14 protein-coding genes and 1 pseudogene are annotated in these 17,813 nt (G+C 61.2%); 13 read left to right on the top strand and 2 right to left on the bottom strand.

Annotated features, from left to right (window positions below; translation table 11 throughout):
* Positions 1-6: 6 nt before the first annotated feature.
* From RFA01S_RS25040 to RFA01S_RS24980, 12 genes are all read left to right on the top strand, one after another.
* Positions 7-1,635 (top strand): TadA family conjugal transfer-associated ATPase, encoded by a 1,629-nt coding sequence (locus tag RFA01S_RS25040; RefSeq protein ID WP_015586074.1) that lies wholly within the window; start codon positions 7-9, stop codon positions 1,633-1,635.
* Positions 1,635-2,513: a type II secretion system F family protein gene (locus RFA01S_RS25035; RefSeq protein ID WP_052047795.1), complete on the top strand. Its 879-nt coding sequence runs from the start codon at positions 1,635-1,637 to the stop codon at positions 2,511-2,513. Before RFA01S_RS25040 ends, RFA01S_RS25035 begins: the two co-directional genes overlap by 1 nt.
* The gene (locus tag RFA01S_RS25030; RefSeq protein WP_032364991.1) at positions 2,510-3,433 is read left to right on the top strand and encodes a type II secretion system F family protein; all 924 of its coding nucleotides are present in this window, start codon (positions 2,510-2,512) and stop codon (positions 3,431-3,433) included. The genes RFA01S_RS25035 and RFA01S_RS25030 overlap by 4 nt, the downstream gene beginning before the upstream one ends.
* Before the next feature lie 169 nt (positions 3,434-3,602).
* A complete protein-coding gene (locus RFA01S_RS25025) occupies positions 3,603-3,833 on the top strand; it encodes a hypothetical protein (protein ID WP_015586077.1) in 231 nt (76 codons plus the stop codon).
* 38 nt (positions 3,834-3,871) lie between these two features.
* Positions 3,872-4,297 (top strand): type II secretion system protein, encoded by a 426-nt coding sequence (locus RFA01S_RS25020; RefSeq protein WP_015586078.1) that lies wholly within the window; start codon positions 3,872-3,874, stop codon positions 4,295-4,297.
* The gene (locus RFA01S_RS25015) at positions 4,294-4,752 is read left to right on the top strand and encodes a TadE family protein (protein ID WP_015586079.1); all 459 of its coding nucleotides are present in this window, start codon (positions 4,294-4,296) and stop codon (positions 4,750-4,752) included. Before RFA01S_RS25020 ends, RFA01S_RS25015 begins: the two co-directional genes overlap by 4 nt.
* Positions 4,752-5,219: a pilus assembly protein TadG-related protein gene (locus tag RFA01S_RS25010; protein WP_015586080.1), complete on the top strand. Its 468-nt coding sequence runs from the start codon at positions 4,752-4,754 to the stop codon at positions 5,217-5,219. The genes RFA01S_RS25015 and RFA01S_RS25010 overlap by 1 nt, the downstream gene beginning before the upstream one ends.
* Positions 5,220-5,343: 124 nt before the next feature.
* Positions 5,344-9,006: an AfsR/SARP family transcriptional regulator gene (locus RFA01S_RS28420; protein ID WP_015586082.1), complete on the top strand. Its 3,663-nt coding sequence runs from the start codon at positions 5,344-5,346 to the stop codon at positions 9,004-9,006.
* Positions 9,007-9,121: 115 nt separating this feature from the next.
* The gene (locus tag RFA01S_RS25000; RefSeq protein WP_015586083.1) at positions 9,122-9,745 is read left to right on the top strand and encodes a hypothetical protein; all 624 of its coding nucleotides are present in this window, start codon (positions 9,122-9,124) and stop codon (positions 9,743-9,745) included.
* Positions 9,746-10,805: 1,060 nt separating this feature from the next.
* Entirely contained in the window at positions 10,806-12,320 is a 1,515-nt protein-coding gene (locus RFA01S_RS24990; RefSeq protein ID WP_015586085.1) for a hypothetical protein, read from the top strand.
* A gap of 46 nt (positions 12,321-12,366) precedes the next feature.
* Positions 12,367-12,996, top strand: a complete 630-nt coding sequence (locus RFA01S_RS24985; RefSeq protein ID WP_139278539.1) for a hypothetical protein — start codon at positions 12,367-12,369, stop codon at positions 12,994-12,996.
* 9 nt (positions 12,997-13,005) lie between these two features.
* The gene (locus tag RFA01S_RS24980) at positions 13,006-13,194 is read left to right on the top strand and encodes a hypothetical protein (RefSeq protein WP_015586087.1); all 189 of its coding nucleotides are present in this window, start codon (positions 13,006-13,008) and stop codon (positions 13,192-13,194) included.
* Between the two features lie 636 nt (positions 13,195-13,830).
* On the opposite strand, the gene bcmE is transcribed toward RFA01S_RS24980, so the two are convergent.
* Complete coding sequence (bcmE, locus tag RFA01S_RS24975; protein WP_032364993.1) at positions 13,831-15,099, bottom strand: thiamine pyridinylase; 1,269 nt, start codon at positions 15,097-15,099, stop codon at positions 13,831-13,833.
* A gap of 240 nt (positions 15,100-15,339) precedes the next feature.
* Positions 15,340-16,046, bottom strand: a pseudogene (locus RFA01S_RS24970) (transposase); the annotation flags it as partial.
* A 110-nt stretch (positions 16,047-16,156) separates the two neighbouring features.
* Between RFA01S_RS24970 and RFA01S_RS24965 the strand changes: the two are divergent.
* On the top strand, positions 16,157-17,785 hold the full coding sequence (locus RFA01S_RS24965; RefSeq protein ID WP_052049375.1) for a hypothetical protein: 1,629 nt from the start codon (positions 16,157-16,159) through the stop codon (positions 17,783-17,785).
* Positions 17,786-17,813 lie beyond the last annotated feature (28 nt).

Below are 17,813 nucleotides of genomic sequence, written 5' to 3'. Positions count from 1 at the left end.
ACCCGCATGACCAACAACGCCCCCGACTTCGACTACGACGAGCGACCAGCCCTACCCGACCTACCGATGTTTGCCGCCGATCCGATCATCCTCGACGATGGCGACAACGAGATAACTCGTTACAGGAGCGGGCAATACGGCTCCTCATCTGCAGGTCTGCTCGCCGCAGCCGGCAAGGACGGTCGCCACTCCCACCCGGAACCCGAGCGACTCGAGACGGTCCCGTTCACATCGCCATCACCATTTCCAGCTGAGCGGTCGGACGTCGCGAGGACCAACCACCAATTGGTCAAGCAACTGACCAAAGAAGCATCCGAAATCCTCTCTCTCCGTAAGACCCAACGAGCAGATCAGGCCCTCAACCCTGAGCTGGGCGTCACTGCCATGACCCCGGACGAGGAGCGTGAGTCGGGCAGGCAGATCGTCATAGATCTCGTCAGCAAAGAAGTGCAGTCCGCGATCGACACCGGTCACGAACAGCTGAGCGTCCAAGAGGAACAGACGCTGGTCAAAGCGGTCTTCGACACGCTGTTCGGACTCGGCCCACTTCAGCCGCTCGTCGACGACCCGAACGTCGAGAACATCCTCATCAACGGCGACAGCGTCATTGTGATGTACCCCGACGGGAGTCTGCAGGCACGACCGCCGATCGCGGACAGCGACGAAGAGCTCTACGACTGGCTCACCAACCTCGCGCAGCGCGCACCCGGTGGTGGACGACCGTTCTCGCAGGTCAACCCCAACCTCCGCCTCAATCTGCCCGGCGACATCCGCTTGTCCGCGATGGGCTACTCGGTCCGCCATCCCAGTATCGCCATCCGCATGCACCGCCACAAGGATGTGACCATCGACAAGATGGTCGAAATGGGTGTTATGCCCCAACTGTTGTCCGAGATCCTCAGCGCCGCAGTCATCGGTGGTGCCTCCATCGTGATCTCCGGGCCCATGGGATCAGGTAAAACAACCAACCTTCGTGCGCTCGCCAACTGCCTTCCCCTGCAAACACGGATCGGCACAGCAGAGACAGAGTACGAACTGTTCCTCGACAAACTCGACGGTCGCAGACCGTATGTTGTTGCAGCCGAGGCAATCACCGGCGGCGGCGAACGAAACGAGCTGACCGGAGCGCTACGCGGCGCGACGACGCTGTCCGACATCCTTTACCAGTTCGTGCGAATGCAGCTCGACCGTGTCATCGTCGGAGAGGTAGCCGGCGGCGAGATCATCGACATGTTCAAAGCAATGCAGATGGCCAAAGGCTCCCTGAGTACCACGCACGCCGAGCATGCCGCCGGCGCGATCGACCGCCTCGTCACCTGCGCCCTCGAAGCAGGAGTGCCGGTCGAGTACGCCTACCGCCAAGTGGCACACCACATCAATCTGATCATTCAGCTGCAGACGGACTACGAATTTACCGACACCGGCGAGAGGCGTCAGGTCCGATTCGTCAGCGAGGTCATCCATATCGAGGCCGGCGAAAACGCCATGCCCGCAGTAACCAAAATTTACGAAGGAAAGCCGGGCGGGACCGGCGAATACGGAACTTTGCCCCCAGCTTTGCTCCGCAAGCTCTACGCAGGCGGTTTCAGTCCGAACCAAATCCCCATCAACACGATCACAGGTGGTGGGCTCTGATGTACACGTTCACGGCCGTCGGTATCGTCCTTGTCTTTGCCGCCGGGATGTGGTTTTTTGCCAACGGAATTCGCGATCGCCGCGACCCGACTGCGCCGACACGCCACCGCACCTCACGTGCGCGGATTGCCCGGCGGACAAAATTACTCCTCGCCATCGGAACTGCCGTCGGCCTTGCTGCATGGCTCCTCAGTGGATGGTTCGTACTCTTCCCCATCATTCCGATCGCAGCAGTAGGCGTCCCCTACCTACTCGGATCGTCAGCCGCCGCCGACGACATCGAACGCCTCAATGCCCTCGAAGAATGGGTGCGCAACCTGACTGGAGTGCTCGCAGCAGGATCCGGCCTCGAACAGGCCATCATCGCAACGCACAGGGGAATGCCTCAAGCATTGCGTCCGGAAATTACGAGCCTCATCACGCGCCTGCGTGGCAATGTGTCGATCGACGAAGCGTTGCTTCGGTTCGCAGACGATCTCGACGATTCCACCGGCGACTACGTGGTCGGTGCACTGCGGCAGGCAGCTCGCCTGCGCGGCTCCGGACTCACCGCAGCCTTGAAGCGACTTTCAGAATCGGTGGCAGAGAACGTGCGCAACCGCAGAACGGCCGAAGCGGAACGGCAAGGGCCCCGCACGACCGCTCGCGGGGTCACCGTCATCACCGTCGTTGTCATCGTTGGGTTGTTCCTGTTCACCAACTACATGGACCCGTACAAACAGCCCCTCCTCCAGCCCGTTCTGTTCCTCGAATTCATCGGTTTCGGCCTGGTGCTCGGGTGGATGAAGCGATACACCTTGCCAGTGAAATACCCCAGGTTCATCGGCACCAAGGACCGCGACGCAGCAAACACCGCACGTGAGAGGAGCGCAGTATGAACAACTTCGAGCTCTGGGCGATCGCCCTTGCCGCTCTCGCCGCTCTCGGCTTGATCCTCCTCGTTCTCCGCATACTGCCGGCCGACCCAGCACTCGGCGATGCCATGGAACGACTGTCCGGTGCAGCCCCGGACCCGTACACCGTCGACACCCGCGGCGGTGACGACCTCACCGGTTCGGATGCCCTGTCCTACAAGGTCGGTGCCCGCTTCTACCCGCGGCTGCGATCGCAGGCGTGGTTCAGGATCCCGACCGCGGACCTGGCGATCCTCCGAGAAACTCCACAAAAGTTCATCGGAGACAAAATCCTTTCCGCTGCAATAGGTCTGATCATCGCGCCGATTTCGATCGCACTCCTGGCGCTGTTCGGCATGGCAGTGCCCCTGACTTTTCCCGTAGCCGGTTCCCTCGTCCTGGCGCTGGTGGGATTCTTCGCGCCCGACGCCGACGTCAAGACTCGCGCCGCTAGTGCCCGACTCGAATTCACCCGAGCATTGGCGGCGTTCATCGACTTCGTTTCGTTGAACCGAAGTGGCGGCGTCGCTGCATTCCAAAGTCTCGAACGCGCTGCCGCAGTGGGCGATAGCTGGGTGTTTCTACGTCTGGATGCCGAGCTTCAGAAAGCGTCCCTCGCCGGACAGGCACCATGGGCTGCTCTGTCCAATCTTGCAGCCGAACTGGCGCTGCCGGAGTTGGGAGATCTCGCGGACATCATGACCTATACCGGCGACCAGGGAGCGAGCGTGGCCGACACTCTTGCCGCGCGGGCCGGAGCGCTCCGCAGTGCCCTGCTCTCGAAAGAACAAGGCGAAGCAGGAGCCAAAACGAAGAAGATGGACGCACCTCTCGGCACCTTGGCCGTGCTGTTCATGATCATGCTGATCGTGCCGGCCGGAGTGAACATCATGGGCGGCGTCTAGACCGAACAACCCGAATGCGTTGTCATTCAACGATCAACTACCAAGTTTGAGCTGTGCAAACACCGATCCGTGCACTTCACCTGCTCGAAGTGTCCGGTCTTGGCGATAGTCTGACCGGCATCCAGAACCGTCATAACCAGGGCTTTTACATATCGAAGGGAAACGTCACATGGCAGCATCGCGCACAATCGCAAACCGGATCGCAGCAACCACCGCAACACTGTTCGCATTGGCACTGTTCTCCTATACCCGGATGACCGAGCGCGCCGGCGGACGCAAAAGCGACAAGGGCTACAGCATGGAGACCGTCGTCATCACCGCCGGCCTCGTCATCCTCGCCATCGCTATCGTCGCCGGAATCACCGTGGTTGCACAGCGCTACCTCAACCGAATCCAGTAACCCCACCACTCGCCCAACGAGACAGGGGAGGACCAGCGTTGCTCACCGACACACATGTACCACTACGCGAATGGCTCACCCGCATACGTCGAGACGACCGCGGCGCAGCCCTCGAAACAGTCGTGGTATTCGGCGTCGTCCTACTGCTCTTCCTCATCGCAATCCAGGCAGCTCTCTACGCTCACGCACGGACCGTAGCGATTTCGACCGGTGAAGAAGCTCTACGACAAGCGCGATCGCAATTCGGCAGCGCTGCGGCCGGAACAGCGGCGGGCTACGCCTTCGCATCCACCGCCGGCCCGACGACCCTTCGAGCACCCGTCATTGTCGTCAACCGAGGCTTGCGAGAAGCAACTGTCCAGATCACCGGACAACCCATCCGCCTCATCCCCTTCTTCTCCCTCGACATCAATGTCAGCGAGACGCTTCCCGTTGAACGAGTCACTGCCCCAGGAACCAGATGAACACCGCGAACAAACTGCGCCAGCTGGCAGCCGCAGCCAGAGCCGACGACCGAGGATCGGCCCTGCAGACTGTCATCGTCGCCCCCGCCACACTGTTCCTGATCGCACTGATCGTCACCTTCGGCGTTCTCGCGCAAGCGCACCAGAAAGTAGTCCACGCCGCGAACGAGGCCGCGCGTACCGCCTCCATCGCGCGAACGGCGTTCTCCGCAGCCCCCGATGCGCAAGCAGCCGCGCGAAACGACCTGGCAGCACGAGGGCTCACCTGTTCCGCTCTCAACGTCAACACCGACCTCGGCGGATTCAGAACTCGCCCCGGCGTCACGGCTTCCGTCTCGGCCACCGTCACGTGCGTCATCTCCCTCGACGCACTCGGATTCCCGCAAGTCATGGGCTCACGGACCATCACAGCAACCGCGACTTCACCCGTCGACACCTACCGGGAGCGCGCCTGATGACCGAAGCACTACGCCGGGCGGTGGCCGCCTGCACACGGCGAGACGCGCACAACGACGCCGGAACCATCGCCATGTGGAGCGTCATCACAGCCATGGCGTTGCTGATCATGATGGGTCTCGTCGTCGACGGCGGCGGCAAAGTTTACGCCAAGCAGCGCGCCGAGCAAGTCGCTGAAGAAGCAGCCCGCGGGGCAGGACAAGCCATCATCGAACCACTCGCAGTCCGCGGTACCAACGTCGTCGTCAACCCGCTGACAGCCCAAGCCAAAGCCACCAAATACCTTGCCGCAGCAGGAATCCCCGGCGTCGTCGTGCAGACCGGACCGACAACACTGCTGATCACCACCACAACGACCTACCAACCCCGTGTCCTCGGTTTGATCGGCGTCGGGCCACAGCAGATCATCGGAACAGCCACCGTCAACCTGAACCGCACCAACCTCGGAATCCCCGGCACACCATGACCAATCGACCGCAGAGCAGACGAGTCGCAGAACTCCACGAGAAGACGGAGGACGTGATTCGACAGCTCGCGGCGCAACGCTGCACGACCCCGGCCACCCTGCAGCCATCGGAAAGGACACCCGCATGACCACCATCCGACGGCGCTTGACTGGTTTGCTCTACCTGATCGTCCTACTCGTCCTCGTCGTCGGAATTCCGCTCGCACTGTGGACATTCCGCGGCAACCCAATACCGACGACGCTGCCCGATCTCGACCAGATCAAAACAGCTCTGACCACCCAAGACGACGGATCACTCTTCCTCGGATTCGTGACCTGGATCGGCTGGCTCGCCTGGGCCACCTTCACCTTCAGCACCGTCATCGAACTCGTCGCAGCACTACGCGGCATCAAAGCACCTCAACTCCGAGGCCTCGGCTTCCAGCAGCGAAGCGCCTCCGTTCTCATAGGCGGAGCGCTCATGCTGGTAACAGCGGGCACCGCCACAGCCCAACCCCTCACCGCCACAGCACTACCGCTCTTCGACGCCCCTGCCCACTCGGCACCGATCCAAGTAACGCAACAAAGCCAACCGCATCCAGCAGAAGCCCCCGCCCGCCCCATCAACGGGGAAACCATCACGGTGCAGCAGGGCGACAGCCTATGGAAACTCGCAGAACGCCACCTTGGCGATGGCTTTCGATACACCGAGATCAAGCAACTCAACGCCGACGTCCTGACCGTCGACGGATGGCTGCAACCAGGATGGAAACTTCAGCTCCCCGCCGCCGCACCCACAACCGTCGACGGGGCCTACACAGTTCGAGAAGGCGACAGTCTCTGGAGCATCGCCGAGCAACATCTGGGTGACGGACACCGCTACAAAGAAATCATCAACGCCGACGGAACTGCACCGTCGACAATCATCCACGTCGGCCAGCAGCTCACCGTCAACGATCAAACCGCCGAGACCGTCACGCCCGAACCGGGTCCGGTTGCTTCCCCCGACCCGGCCCCGGTTGCTGCCGCTCCTGTACCTGCTGCTGTGCCCGAACCGACCGTCGCTCCTGAACCGGCCCCGGTCGCTGCCGCTCCCGAACCGGCTCCGGCTGCCGCTCCTGAACCGGCCCCCGCAGCAGCGCCTGAACTGTCCTCCGCTGCACCTCTCCTGGGTGGCACCGACGTTCCGGAACAAGCGGAGATGGTTCCGGGCGGTGACGAACAGGCTCAGGCAGAAGCGCAGGCCGCTGCCGCCGCCGCTGCGAAGATTTTCGGCATCGAACTCAACAGCGCTTCGTCACAGCTACCTGCTCCGACAGCGGCGGCTCCTGAGCCAGCGCCTGCTCCAGCAGCCCCTGAGCAGGCAGAGGCCCCCGCCCCGTCGGCGGTTCCTGAGCCAGCGCCTGCTCCGGTGGCCGCCCCTGAGCCAGCAGAGGCTCCCGCCCCGGTGGCAGCTTCCGAACCTGCTGCTGAGTCCGCGGGCGCAGATGTTGTGGCACCCGGGCCGGCACCCGCTCAAATGCCTGCTCCAGCGCAGACGTCGTCACCCAGTCCTGCTGCAGCTCCCGCCCCGACTCAGCCAGCCACCCAGATCCCACTGAATACATCGACGACAGACCCGGTATATATCGCCGCCACTGCGCAGCCAAGCGATGTCTCCGAGGATCAGAACAGCACATTGTGGCTCGGTATCTCAGCCCTAGCGGCCATCGGACTGGCTGGGGCCTTCGGGCTGCGCCGGCACCGTCAACAGCACGATCGCCGCAGAGGCGAGACCCTCCCTCAAACCTGGGGCGCTGCAGCAGTTGTGGAAGAACAGATTCATTCTGCAGCGGACAACAACGTCCTCACGCGGCTCGACGAAGCACTGAGGACTATCGCCGAACACGCTCGGACACAGGGCAACGCACTGCCGGCATTACTCGGCGCATTCATCGGTCCCGATGCGGTGGAGCTAGTAATCCTTGATGACTCCGTACTGCCGGACCAGTGGCTCAGATCAGAGACCGGCACCTGGACCCTCCCCGCCGACGTCCGGATCGCCCCAGCACCCACCACAATCAGCCCGTACCCCACGCTCGTGACACTCGGTTCCACAGACGACCGAACCCAAGTTCTTCTCAACCTGGAAGAACTCGGCTACCTCGGCGTCTCAGCTTCACCAGAGCACGCCCGCGGCACTCTCCAGGCCCTGGCCCTCGAACTCGTCGAATCCCCGCTCGCCGACAATCTGCACCTGACGCTGATCGGTTTCGGACAGGAGCTCCCCGAACTGTTCGGCAACGGTCGAATCGAGCACACCGACCAACCAGGCGAAGTGCTGGCCAGACTCGCCCGACAAGCCGAACGTGACCAAGACACCCTCGTCGAACAACACATCGACAGCATTGCAGCGGCCCGTTCGATCTACGACACAAGCGAAATGACCGCCCCCGAAGTAGTTCTCATCGCGAGTCAGTTGACGGCCGACCAACAGCAATCACTCGATCAGATCCTGGCCGCCACACCGCGCGTGGCGTTCGCTGCCGCCAGCACCGCCAGCACCGCCAGCGAGAACACCCAGGCCGCGTGGACACTCGACATCGTCGACCGCAACACCGCAAGCCTTGTCAAACGAGACACCGACGGCGGCTTCGCATTCCAGCCAGCATTTCTCGAGCCGGACCAATATGAAGGCATTACCGCCTACCTCGCGACCGCCACACAGCCAGCTATCCCCACAGAGTCGTCCATGCACGACCCCTGGGCTGCAGCCGAAATCGACGCACACCTCACCGACGCCGAAAGCGCTGAGACCTTCCTCGACTCCGTCACCACGATCGACCCCACCGACCAGCTGCTGCTGAACGGAACTACCGCATCGGAGACCGCCCCCGACGTCACAAACGTTCCGACCTACAGCCCGGACGCCGCGCAGTGGACATCCCCAGAAGCGATCAGGTACGACGACCAGGCCCCACCCATCGCTCCTGTCGCTGGTGACGTACCGGCCCCGGGACATCTCTGGCTCCATCTTCTCGGGAAACCAGCAGTCACCACCCCGACCGGGGAGCCACCCAAGGACGGCCGTGAAGTACTCCTAACCGAGATCGCCGCTCTTCTCTCCATCCACCCGGGAATCAAACACGACTCCATCGACAAAAAGATCTGGCCTGCAGACAATTTCGACAAACTCCCTCTGGAGGATCAGCCGAAAAAGAAGGCGACACGACGCCAGAACTACCTCTCGAGACTGCGAAATTGGTTGGGAGAGACAGAGAACGGTGAGCAGGCATTTCCGAAGCACGGCGACCGCACCGGCCGCACCGGCTACCGACTGCACCCCGATGTCCGATCGGACTGGGACTACTGGCAACAACTGATCGACACCACTCCGGCCGCCGCCACCGATGCGGAATTGCGGACGGCTGCAGAACTGGTAAACGATCAACCATTCGCCGGGACACGGTCAGACCGTTACGGGTGGGCACGAAACCTACAGCAGCACATGATCTCGACCCTCGCGGATGCCCTCGAAGAGCTCGCCACCAGACAAATAAAGACCGGAGATCTTTCCGCCGCGCTCACCACCGCAAACCGCGGCGTCACCGTCGAACCGTTCCGAGAAGGTCTCTGGAGACTGGCGATCATCGCTACCCACGGGAGCGACGAGATCAGCAAGACCCAGGAGCTGATCGACCAACTGCTCGCGAACCTCGCCGACATCGATGTCGACCCAGAACCCGAAACCGACGAACTCTTGCGCGCCCTCGCGCAATTCCACAATGGCGGCAACGCCCTCTACCGGATCGGAGCAATAGCCAGTTGATAGCAGTCGCGTCAATCGAGGTGTCTGAAGTGTCCGGTAAGCACGTTACGGTCCAAACAGCCGCACCATTATCGTTATCGCAGTACAACGCACAGAACAACGTAGGGGGTCCACGATGATCAGCACACGACGTCGCACAGGCGCGGCAATCCTCGCAGTAGCAGCCGCTGCAAGCATCAGCGTCGCATGCGGGAGCGGTGACATTGAGGCGACCCCCGTAACGACCACCACGCAGCCGGTCCTCACGGGACCAGAGGGCGTCGAAAAGTCCCCGGAACAACAGGCGACCGAGCAGGCAACAGCAAAGGTGAATGAGTTCTTCGCCGTTCTCGCGAAGGTCGAGAGCGATCCTGCTGTAGACATCAACATGCTGGACTCTGTTGCGAGTGGAAAGATCCTCGATCAGTTGAAGGCAAACGTGAACCTGCGCCGATCTCAAGGAATTGTCTCCACGGGTGCTGCGACTGTCGCAGATGCATTCGTGACGGAACTGCAGGCACCAAAGGATGCTGACGGGAACCCAATTAAGGAAGAAGCGTCGGCAACATTGCGAGTCTGCATCGACAGCTCGAACTATGACCAGATCCGTCCGGACGGCACGAGTGTGCTCCCTCCTGACCGAGTCCGGCGGGAGCTGGGCAAGCCGACTCTGGAGAACGTGGCGTGGCCAGATTCATCAGGCTGGCGCATTGTTTCCGATGCAGTGACTTCTTCGGGTACCCCATGCGACGCACCATGATCGACGGTTTGGCAAGTAGGCAACTGGAATCCATAAGGGCGGTGGGTCATGCGTAAGCCGCTTGGGGTTATCGCATCAGTGCTTCTAGTTGGAGTGTTCAACGCGAACCCAGTATTTGCGCAGCCGGGGATCGGCACCGGAACTGGCGGTGCCTTCGGCGGAGGCTTGGGTGGTTCGACAGTTGTGGTCGAAGGTACGTACACGAGTGTGCCGTCAGGGGGTGGAACGACTGGATCCGCGCCAGCTGCTGTGGGCGGGGGAGGTGGTGGGAGCGCCGCGCCGTCCGGACCGCCGCTCGAGTTCGTTCCGTCGACTGACGCCGCCAATATGACGCTTGTTCGAAATGCTGATAGTGGTGCCCCGATGGCAGTGAACGTCGTTAATGATGACGGCACAACATGGTCCTGCGAAGCGGCCGGTCCGTGTGTTCAAATTCCGGACGTTGGGGTGCCGGCTACGCCTCCGGTGGTCGACGTTATGACCGTTGTCGGCCAAGCGGTTACGGCAATGCAGTTGGATCCGCCCGGAATAGGCATCACCCCGAACCCCGCAAACACAGGTGCTGTCGGCCTGGTTGGTCTACCCGGCTGGTTCTGGGTCGCTGACCCACGGGAATCGACAGTCGGCCCCGTGACCAGAACTGCAGCAGGACCGGGTGTCATAGTTTCTGCTACAGGGGTCAATACGTCCGTGGTCGTCAATTGGGGGGACGGATCCGTGCCGTCGGTGTGCCCAGGTGCGTTACTGCCCTTCACGCCGTATACCGATGTTGCACAAGGGCTTCCAAGTCCGACGTGCGGCAATATCGTTTATCACAAGACGTCCACTACCGAGCCCGGTGGGACATTCAAGGTCTCCGCGACATCGAATTGGCTCGTCACGTGGACAGCGACGACACCCAACGGGACGGTCGGTGGAGTCATACCCACGCCGCTGACTTCGCGTACTGAAGTTCGGATTGGTGAACTGCAGGTCCTGGTCACAAATTAGAGCCGTGCGCCCCCGCTCCTCGGGTGCGAAATTGAGTCACTCCAGGCTTACCGGTTTGTAGGCTGGTGGAATGCCTGAACGGTTGACTGTCAACGTCACGATGCCACCGGAATTGGCTGGGGGGCAAGTGCAGGCCTACCTGGAAGAGTTGGGGTTCGAGGTCGCCCACACGTCCGCGCCCGATGTGTGGGCGTTAACCGAGCCGGCTGCCAGCATGGACTGTGTCGATTTTATGACCGTTCGCACCCTGTCGGGTTCGGAAGCGGACGTCGATGACGAGCTCGTCGACCTCCCGCAAGACCCTTACGTCTCCAGGCTGGACCATGGGCGAGTCGTTGAGGAGCGCCTTCGCGCGATCAGACAGATGAGCGCGGGTGCGGTGGGATCGTTCCTGTACGGACTCCAGCTACCTGTCATCACCGCCAGCGATCGAGCCTTGTCCGCGGCAGTACAGGACGCGAGTAGGGAGTTGGCCGGAACTTCGGACGACGATGACGAGCATCCGTTCGACCGGCATGCTGTCCACGTTGTTCGCTATGGCAACGCCACGCACCGTCGGATCAGGTTTCCTGGTTTCGTGTTACGTCTGAATCAGGACCCCGAACTTCTCGACGACATACGACGCGGGCCGATCGACGTCGATGAGACCATTTTCGCGTCGGGATCGTCGATCCTGAGCAGTGTCTTGATTCCCGCGAGCCATCTCGGTCCGTTGTTGGCCGCACGGTCTCCATGGGTATGGGCGTTTCAAGCGAACAGGGTGTCGGGTGCGGTGATTTTCACTCTCGGCACAGATATTGTCGGGAGGTCTCCTGTTCCGTACGAAGCGCATCAGGTACTTCCCCGATCACCAGTGGGTCGCCTTCCCCAGCGGCAGGAGCCGCCGGCACCGGAGGCGTGGGGTGCGGCCGTCGCTTGGTGGGTTGCTCAGATGAACTCTGTTCTCGGGCATCTCCTGAACCCATGCCTGTTCGCAGATGCTGACGGTGACTACCTCCCCTATGCGCAGCAGAACCGGTTGATGGAATTTGCGGATCTTCTGCAACGAGTTACCTCGACGCTGCTATCGCTGCACGACGACTACGCAGCCGGAGTTCTGATGTGGTCAGCAATGGACCTGATCGAGGCGACCTGGCTTTCATGGGATCTCACGGCACTGTGCAAGCCCTCGGTTGCGGCGAAAGCGCTGCAGCAAGTTCGAGAACGTATGCCTGCTGATGTTCAGTCCGTCCTGCTTCCGTACGCGGCTTTTGGTGTGGAAGCGTTGACCGAAGTGGGGGACGGGTTCTTCATCAAGAATTACCGTAGGTCGGAGAAGGTAATTCTGAAGCTGCCCGGTGGAGCGGACAAATCCCTGTCACTCGATGACGCAGTGAGTCAGTTCATGCGTTTGCGCAGGAACACTACACACGGGTTCGACAAACCTGATCCCGTCCGTGACCGACTTTTCGCGCAACACAACGGCCGGCTGCCGGCGACACTGATGTACCTGCCGCTGCTGTACTTGATGTACATCATGTCCGATCCTGATGACCTGAGACGTCGTCTGCTCCGTCGATCCGCTCGAAGACGCAGGACGCAGTGAGAGGTGTTCACACACGTTGCCGGTGGTGTGCTGAGACAATATTGCGGTGAGTGTCATGGTGCGCCGGCTGATGGGTGCGGTGTGGCCGACGAGGTTCGGCGCAGCCGAAATTGATGTCGAAAAGGGGGCGCTAGCAGTGGAATCGAACGACCGGGGTGGGCGCGAAAATGCTTCACCGGACTCCGCTGCTGGCGAAGAGATGGCGTCCGAGCTCAACCCGGTGAGTGTCGAGCTGAATCCGGCGGCAATCGAGATGGTGCACGCGAGCATCGAACGGACGCTGGATTCTCAGGAACGCCGAGTGACGAGCATCGATCAGCGCGGGGGTGTGCTGCTGGGATTCGCGGGCATTCTGGTGGGGATCGTGTTGCGCAATCCCGCGGGGATCGGTGTGTGGGAGGTTGCGGGTGCTGCCCTGGCCGGTGCGGCGGCAATCATGGCGGCATTCGTGATTGCACCCAATACCGCGTCGGGGCTCAATCCGGAAGTGGTGTTGGAGGAGTATTCGACAGTCGATGAGACGACGGGCCGGTTCGAGATCGCGTCGACACTGGTGTCGATTTATCAGGTGACAGAGATGCGGCTTCGGAGCAAGCTGATGCGGTTGCGGATCACGACGGGTCTGTTGGCTGGATCTGTGCTGGTGTTGCTCGTGACGGCTATCATTCGGATGTAGGAGGACATCATGGCTACGGTGAACGAGCAGCAGAAACCTGATCGACCGGTGGGCTCGGCGAGCCCGGCGACGGCGTCGCGGCGTCGCAAGGTGGCCTTGCGTCCCAATCCTCGGCTGGTGGGCAACTACGAGGGCAGTTCCCGCACGATCGACGAAGTGCGACGCCAGATAGAGAAGCAGCAGGGGGCGTCGGCGTGACGGCCTCGAAAGATCAGAATCCGCCGGCGGGGTCGTCGGCTCCACGTGCCAGCGCGCGCCCTGTGGTGGTGGTCCCGACATCGGCTGCGGGTGATCGCACCATTGTTCGGGCAGCACCCAACGAGAGAGCTATCCGCAGCATCACTGCGGGGGCTGCACCTCAAAATGTGCGGTCCGCTGTCCGCCGCGAGCACTAATTTCGCGCGCACGCCTTTGCGCTGTGTCGTAGATGATCCAAAATTGGGCTAGCAGACGGTGCCAAACGTGTTCGTCCAGGTCGCCGATCTGCAGCGTCGACTGTGTCTGCTCCCGATCACGCTTGGCCGTTACCTGGGCAGCTGTGGTGATCGATGCAGCAGCGGGGGAGGGCTTACGATGCGGCCACCGACCCGCGTCGAGTGCTCGATGTAGTAGTCGAGCATCGGGTGAAACTCGGCAGGGTAATCCCTTAGCCAAAAGCTTGCACGGTGTTCGACGAATTTCGACGCAAACCCCGCGACACTCAGACAGCGGTGGTGTGGGCAACCGGACCGCATGTATGGATCTCATAGCGATACTCCATTGCCGCGTGTCCGAACGGCGAGGACCAAACGTGGCACAACCAGCCATTGCTTACGACTTTGCGACGGACTCCTGTCACGGGCGGCGAAGTAGCCCTGCAGGTGTGGAAGCGTACGCGGGGTCGTTGAACACGGCGCTGTCTTCGCCGACATGCTCCGCAACGCCAGCGGGGGGTGGCCCGAGGATTTCAGTTTTGATGCAGCCTTTGGTCGAGTCGAGCCAGGTACGGGAATCGGCCCCAAGTCGAAATGGATGGGCCATGTCGTTGGAAATGATGTTGCGCATGATGTTGTACACCGCCGAATTGGGTTGCCGGGCCAGGAGCTGATTCATCAGCGATTGCCGGGTGGGCACCAGGTATTGCGGTTTCTTTCCTGTTGGGGACATGCACTCGAGCATCACGTTGGTCGATGCAATCAACTTCACGAGCTGGATAGCCGTTGCTCGCTTTTCCTGGGCGATGGCCACATTGACGGAAAGTGCGTCGGTATAAAGCGGTATCCCCACTTTTTCGATAGGTTCGGAGCTCAGCGGCATGACTGAATAGGTCGAGGCGTCGACGTTGTCGATGAAGTGGAAGATTTCGGTCAAGCCTACGAAGGCTCGACCGATCCGCTGGTTCCATTTCGTGATTCGGTCGTAGCCCGAGTCGGGATATGTCGCCTGGGCGTACCCGGCGATGTTTCGCAGCACCTGCATGTCGGCGAGGCCTTGCTGATCGAGTCCTGGACAGGGGGGAAGGGCGGGAGTGAGCGGAAACTGGCCCGACTCCTCCATGACGGCCTGCTCGTACATGCACGCGACGGTCGTTCCCCCAGTAAAATCCAACAGCATGCCTTGACCCTGCGCGGGCCAGACTGCTTTCGGATCCCCGTCGCCGAGGATTTTGTGTAATTCTTCGACAGTCATCCCCGGCGCACCCAGTGCTGCGTCAGTGAGACGGCGAATCAAAATTTGCATGCACCCTAAATACGGTATTCCTTGATACTCCGAGGATTCCGTTTTCAGCGATGCGAGAGACCACGGGTAAAAGTCTGCGGTGCCGTCGATATCGAACTCGACACAGAACTGACGCATGTGATCAGCGAAGATGCAGTCGTAGGCAAAAACGTCCACAGTGGACGGCGGATCGCCTTTGTAACAGTCGTAGGTGTAGACGAAATTGAGAGCGACATCCGGTTGGACGCTGTGCCACGCGGCTCTGATGGTGGACTCGAACCATTTCGGTTCGGGCGTGTACGGGTACAAGGCGACGTTCAACGTGGATGCGTCGCTGGCTGGAGGTGGCTGGTTGGTGGGGCCGGAATCCTTGTTCAAACTGCGTCCGAACTCGGTACTGGTCACTGCACACTTCCCGTCATCACACTGTCTGCAGGGGAACGGCGATTGCCTCATACAGTCGCATGATTTTCCGAAAGTGGCAAGGATCACATTTACTTACCCTCGATCCACGGACTGAGGTGACCCACTGTGGTCGATGACCGAATTGTGGGTCGGGACTGGTTGGGCGTGTTTCGTCCGCTGGTCTACCCAGCATTTCCACGATTGTCGTTGCTCGGGCCGAGTCGGCGGGTCGGGTGAGGATCAGGCGGGTGTGGGTGGGCTGATGCCAATGATGTTGCGCCATAATTGAAGCCACGCATCGAGCCACGGCCAGTGTCGCGGCAGGTGCAGTGTGGGTGTGCGTTGTGGCCGCACGAAACGCGCGGCAATGTTGACGATTTGCGCCGTAGCGTTATTCCGCGAGCTTTCGCGTGACGCCCGCCGGAGACGGTTCCGGCGGCGCGCAGCAGGTTGTGGGCGATCGCTGCGCACTGCACCCAGGCAGAGCTCGCGCCAAACGATCCTGACGGCATGTGCGCGAGCGGTCCGTCGATCAGATCCGAGAACACAGTCTCGATGACCGCGTGTGCACGGTGGACGACATCTGCGGTCGTCGTCGGCAGGGTGCTGTTGGTAAAAAACGGGTGATACCGCCACACCGGAAACAATGCATCGCGGTAGCGGGCGTCTTTGACCCGCCGCACGATCAACCGTGCAGAAACAGGATACGCGGTGGAAGAGAAAGCGGTGAACGATGTTTCGGCGACCTCGGCGTCGGAGATCCAGCCGTCGGTGTCGGGGTCGCGGACCGCTCCCGGGTAGCGCACGGGCGTCCACGCGGTGTCAGGGATGGAGGCGATCGCTCGTTGGACGATTCGGTTCTTGATCAGTACGAACGAGAACTTGATGCAGGCGCGTACGACGCGGCTGTTGCCGTAGGCGGAGTCGCCGCGGACCATGATTTTCCCGCTGGCGAGACTGGATGTCGCAGCTCAGCCCTAGTCATCCGGGCGAGCACGGGTGGCCCATTCTAAGTCGACTCTCAGCCCGGTCGCCTGCCCTCCGTACGATCAAGGGGGTGCTGACCGATCCACTGCCGAATTCCGGCTCACTTGAGCGCTATGAGGCTTTGCCCACGATTCTCCAGCTGAGGAGCTACCTCTCGGAGATCCAGGCGGAGCCGACCGAGTGGATCTCGGTTCTACGGAATCGAGGGAGCGGAATCAAGTACAGCTCGCTTCAACCTCTTCTGGTGGCGACATCGGACCAGCGCAAATTCCTCGCCACTACCGATTGGTCCATCAACGACCTCGGCGAGCCCAGTTACAGCTCTGATCGCCTCCCGGCCTTCCGCGACGGCTTGACCTCCAACCCTGATGGCTACGACCTTCATCTGTTCGTCAACGTGTCCTGGGTGCCATCGGCAACCACAGAACCCGTTATCGAATTCACGCCGTCGTTCGTATGGTGGTTGGGCCTGATCACGCGATCGAACGAGACAATGTATCGAACTAATCACGCGGGCCGCGATGAGGAGGTCGTCGAGATCGTCAGACCGAATCCTGGTGAATACGAGGTTCGAGTCAATGCACGGCACCTCCGAAAGTATCTCGCGGCCCGGAGCATGAGCCTGGTGATCCAGCACGCCCATTCTCGGGCTGACGACAGCGTGCATGAAGCTCGGATCGACCTTGAGATTCGCACCAAAGACGCAGCGTTCGCCTACACGGCGTGGGACGCGTATCGGGGGCCTGGTTTCGTAGCGCAGTTGGTTGGGAAACAGGCAGTTTTGCCGTTCGCGTCCGCTGGCGAGCACCCCGACGATCTGCAAAGGCCTGAGCGGTTTCAATCGTTCATCGTTGACATCGACCCCTCGACCGGCGACGAGGTTCGTTTGAGTTGCGAGCGCGATGAAGCGAACTACCTCACCCCAGTCTTCTTCGACACGGATGTTCTGACCCGATACCGCGACAACCCAGACCGCTACACGGTGCTGCGGACCGATGTCTCGTGCCACGGTCGGTGGGCCATCGATGTCGACATCAACGGTGCCAACCTCGTCCAGGTGTGGCTGGGACACCTCATCCGGCTACCCGAGACCGAGCGAGAGCACTGGCTCACACACAACGTCCCGCCGAACGGTGGAATAACCATCACACGTAGCGTGCGGGACCTAGCGGGCCAGTGGGTAGAGGACGAACGCCCTGACCCTGCTCGGCTGAGACGAGCTAAGGCAGAACTCATCGAGGCGTTCACTGGCTACTTCGGTGAGTCGTTGTACAAGCAACTCGGCCCGGCTGACCTCCGTGCGTTCGATGCCTTGGCATTGTGTACCAATCCAACCGAAGGCCAAAGCGACAACGGTGTCATGGTTCTGTCGAAAGGGATCGTGGATGCACTCGATGTCAAGACTCTTCGAGAGTCCTCGGGCGCGGACACGAATAGTCCTTCGCTTGCCTGCCTACAGCTACTCGTCGAGAACTTGGGTGCCGACCCGAATGGTCTCGTCGGACCCCTACGCCAGCTTCAGGGAATCCGATCGGCAGGCTCGGCCCACATGAAGGGCACGAAATTTACGACTGCGCTGTCGGCCGCAGGACTGAATTCTCTTCAGCCGGACAAACAATTCGAGACAATCGTAGATCGGGTTACGATGGCTCTGCAGGGCTTGTCCGAGCTGTTCCGAAGGACGCCCCCGCAAGTGTGATGGTGCCGGTCATTTTGTTCCAGTCTCG

Origin of the sequence: Rhodococcoides fascians NBRC 12155 = LMG 3623 (assembly GCF_001894785.1) — a bacterium.
GTDB lineage: Bacteria > Actinomycetota > Actinomycetes > Mycobacteriales > Mycobacteriaceae > Rhodococcoides > Rhodococcoides fascians.
The sequence above is the reverse complement of the archived record's forward strand: the minus strand, read 5'-3'. Positions and strand labels throughout refer to the sequence as shown.

Coding starts and splice junctions, on each gene's coding strand:
- RFA01S_RS25010 (WP_015586080.1), top strand. CDS start 4,752: ATGACCGAAGCACTACGCCGGGCGGTGGCCGCCTGCACACGGCGAGAC.
- RFA01S_RS25040 (WP_015586074.1), top strand. CDS start 7: ATGACCAACAACGCCCCCGACTTCGACTACGACGAGCGACCAGCCCTA.
- RFA01S_RS25030 (WP_032364991.1), top strand. CDS start 2,510: ATGAACAACTTCGAGCTCTGGGCGATCGCCCTTGCCGCTCTCGCCGCT.
- RFA01S_RS25000 (WP_015586083.1), top strand. CDS start 9,122: ATGATCAGCACACGACGTCGCACAGGCGCGGCAATCCTCGCAGTAGCA.
- RFA01S_RS24980 (WP_015586087.1), top strand. CDS start 13,006: ATGGCTACGGTGAACGAGCAGCAGAAACCTGATCGACCGGTGGGCTCG.
- RFA01S_RS24990 (WP_015586085.1), top strand. CDS start 10,806: ATGCCTGAACGGTTGACTGTCAACGTCACGATGCCACCGGAATTGGCT.
- RFA01S_RS28420 (WP_015586082.1), top strand. CDS start 5,344: ATGACCACCATCCGACGGCGCTTGACTGGTTTGCTCTACCTGATCGTC.
- RFA01S_RS25015 (WP_015586079.1), top strand. CDS start 4,294: ATGAACACCGCGAACAAACTGCGCCAGCTGGCAGCCGCAGCCAGAGCC.
- RFA01S_RS25025 (WP_015586077.1), top strand. CDS start 3,603: ATGGCAGCATCGCGCACAATCGCAAACCGGATCGCAGCAACCACCGCA.
- RFA01S_RS25035 (WP_052047795.1), top strand. CDS start 1,635: ATGTACACGTTCACGGCCGTCGGTATCGTCCTTGTCTTTGCCGCCGGG.